At 54.0% G+C, this 2,976-nt stretch carries 3 protein-coding genes; 2 read left to right on the top strand and 1 reads right to left on the bottom strand.

Features of this window, described 5'->3' with window-relative positions:
- Positions 1-1,371: SulP family inorganic anion transporter (locus B3F49_RS00900; RefSeq protein WP_293908581.1), on the top strand; the 1,371-nt coding region annotated here is incomplete at its 5' end.
- Here B3F49_RS00900 and B3F49_RS00905 read toward each other — a convergent pair.
- The gene (locus B3F49_RS00905) at positions 1,364-2,305 is read right to left on the bottom strand and encodes a helix-turn-helix domain-containing protein (RefSeq protein ID WP_293893032.1); all 942 of its coding nucleotides are present in this window, start codon (positions 2,303-2,305) and stop codon (positions 1,364-1,366) included. The genes B3F49_RS00900 and B3F49_RS00905 overlap by 8 nt on opposite strands.
- 21 nt (positions 2,306-2,326) lie before the next feature.
- Between B3F49_RS00905 and B3F49_RS00910 the strand changes: the two genes are divergently transcribed.
- Positions 2,327-2,976 (top strand): fructose-6-phosphate aldolase (locus B3F49_RS00910; RefSeq protein WP_293908583.1); only part of this gene is annotated, 650 nt, incomplete at its 3' end.

A 2,976-nucleotide genomic window follows, 5' to 3' on the forward strand; every position in this document is an offset into this window, starting at 1 on the left:
GCCATGGCTGCCATTCTGGTCAGCCTGGTTGCCCGCCACGGCGCCGAAGGAGTCTTCATTGCAGGGTTCCTCAGCGGTCTGATTCTCCTGGCAGCGGCGTATCTGAAAGTAGGATCTTTGGTCTCCTACATCCCCAGCCCGGTTGTTACCGGCTTTACCAGCGGGATTGCCGTCATTATCGCCTTGGGCCAAATCGACAACTTTTTTGGAACAGTCAGCAGTGGGGAAGGTGCGCTGGCCAAGCTGCTCTCCTATACTTCGCTGGGATTTCCCATCGACCTCGCTACTTTGGGCTATGGCTTGTTTGTGGTGCTGCTCATGATTCTCTGGCCTAAGAAATGGAATGCCAGATTCCCTGCAAGTCTGCTTGGCATCATCATCACCTTGGTCGTGCAGATGCTTCTTGACCTTCCGGTGAAGGAAGTCGGCCTGATTCCCCGTTCTTTGATGGGCGAGAACAGATTGCATTTGTTCGCGCTTCCCATCCGGGAGTTGACCCAATACATCTCCCCGGCAATTTCCATTGCAGCACTCGGCATGGTGGAAAGCCTGCTCTGCGGCAGCTCCGCCGGGAAAATGAAGGGAGAGAAGCTCAATGCCACCCGTGAACTGTATGCCCAGGGCATCGGCAATGTCATCATCCCCTTGTTTGGAGGAATTCCTGCCACAGCAGCAATAGCCCGTACTTCGGTGGCTATCAAGAGCGGGCAGCAGACCCGTCTGACAGGTATCGTCCATGCAATCGGGCTGTTGGCCTCGATGTTCCTGCTCTCACCCTATATGAGCAGGATTCCTCTAGCTTCCTTGGCCGGCGTGTTGATGGTAACTGCTTGGAGAATGAACGAGTGGCACTCCATTCGTCAGATTTTCTCCAAGAAGATCAAGACTTCGATGGCCCAGTTCCTTATAACCATGGTGGCGACGGTGGTCTTCGATCTTACCATCGCCATTCTCATCGGTCTGATTTTCTCCATGGTGATGTTCATCATCCGAAGCCATCATATCTCAATCGAGGTTGATCCAGTCACTCCCGAACTCGGAACCTACGATGCTGCTACAAAGGTTGTGTATGTTGATGGTTCGCTGTTCTTCGGCAGCCAAGACCAACTGACCAAGGTTGTGGAGAACTTGCTTGCCGAAGGAGTCGGCCGCATCATATTCAGTCTCCGCGGCGTGCACACCATCGATCACAGCTCCATCAATGAGTTTGTCGAGATTGTGAACATGTGCAGGAAGAACTCCGTTGATGTGCTGTTCTGCGGTCTGCAGCCTTCGGTGCAGTCGCTGATGAAGCGTCTCGGTTTCTACGAGTTGGTAGGACAGGACAAGTTCTTCTCGTCGGCTGTGACAGCCTTGGCGTCGCTTACGTAAAGCGGCTGGTGAAGATGCGTTGGTACTGCTTGGGGCTCATCCCCATGACCTTGCGGAACTGGCGGGAGAAGTAATTCGGGTCTTTGAACCCGCATGCCTCACTGACCTGTCCCATGGACAAGCCTCGTTCCTGGATGAGCGAGCATGCGTAGGCGATGCGCTTGTGGATGTGAAACTCAATCGGCGAGAGGCCGGTGCTCTGCTTGAAACAGCGGTTGAGCGTGCTGGTGCTCATGTTTGCAATGGTGACAAGGTCCTCGGTTGTAAGGGCCTTGTCGAGGTTTCCGTCCATGTAGGAGATCACTTCCCAAAGCCTGCGGGCGGTTTGATTGGTCTCCCGGGGGGTTTGGTCGTAAATGCGCGATAGTTGCACAAGCAACTCGATGAGGTAGGCATAGGCGAGCGTTCTCGAGCCTGAGCCATAGCTTTGGTCGTCGGCTTCCTTCTCCATGAGCTGGACCAAGGGTATGAGCTCCGCAATCTGGGAGGGGGAAAGGGTAAGTCCTTCGATGCGTTCCGATTGCAGGAATAGGGAACAGAACCCGGGCAGCTCCGTGAGGTCGAGGGCGTGTCGGGTGATGAGGTTTCGTCCATAGAGAATATTGTACAGGACAAGGTTTTCAACATCCTTGTACCCGTGTTCAACTCCGGGGGGGATGAAGAATACGGAGCCTTCACGCAGCGGCATCTGCTCGGTGGCTGTGAAGTTGACGCCCCTGCCGCTGATGACGACGACCAGCTCATGAAATTCATGGCTGTGGAGCCGGTAGGGCAGCTCGGGATCGCGCTTGATCACTTTCAGCTGCATCGTAGGCTCATAGAAGAATGAATTTTCGGTAAGGATGGTCTCACTCATGCCGAAATGGTTGTCCATACCCATCTGTTTGTCAAGAACCGATAGCAGGGAGTTGTCCAGTTTTATATTGTGTGACACACTGCATACAGAGGTATTGCCATGGATTTGTTGCTTGATACTGCTGATCTTGCTGAAGTGAAACATGCGCTGCAATGCTACCCGATCAAGGGAGTCACCACCAATCCAACGATGCTCTCGCGCTTGGCCCAAACGCATGTTATGTCGCATCTGAAAGCTCTTCGGACTCTGATAGGGGAAGAACGGGACTTGCATGTGCAGCTGATGGCTGCTGACCACCAGACGATGATCAGGGAAGCCCACCACTTGGTATCAGAGTTGGGTGAACGGACCTTCATCGCCGTTCCGGTAACCGAGGTCGGTCTTTCGGTCATCAAACAGCTGGCCCAAGAGGGCTTGAACATTACTGCTTCCACCGTATTCTCCACTATGCAAGGCATTCTTGCGATGCTCAGCGGAGCGCGGTATGTCGCCGTTTTCTATGACCGGATGCTCAACCTTGATATCGAGGCGGCAAGGGTCATCAAGGAACTGGCGGGACTGCTTTGGACGAATACAAGCTCAACTCAGGTGCTGGCTGCAAGCTTTCGCAATGTTGCGGAGGTGACCACCGCCTATGCAAGTGGAGCAGGGTGCTGCACCGTCAAACCTCAGCTGCTCTCAACAGGCCTTGCCATGCCGTCGATCCAGAAGGCAGTGCAGGACTTTGCCGATGATTGGCAAAAGGTGTA

Source organism: Sphaerochaeta sp. UBA5836 (assembly GCF_002432845.1).
In the GTDB taxonomy this organism is placed as follows: domain Bacteria; phylum Spirochaetota; class Spirochaetia; order Sphaerochaetales; family Sphaerochaetaceae; genus Sphaerochaeta.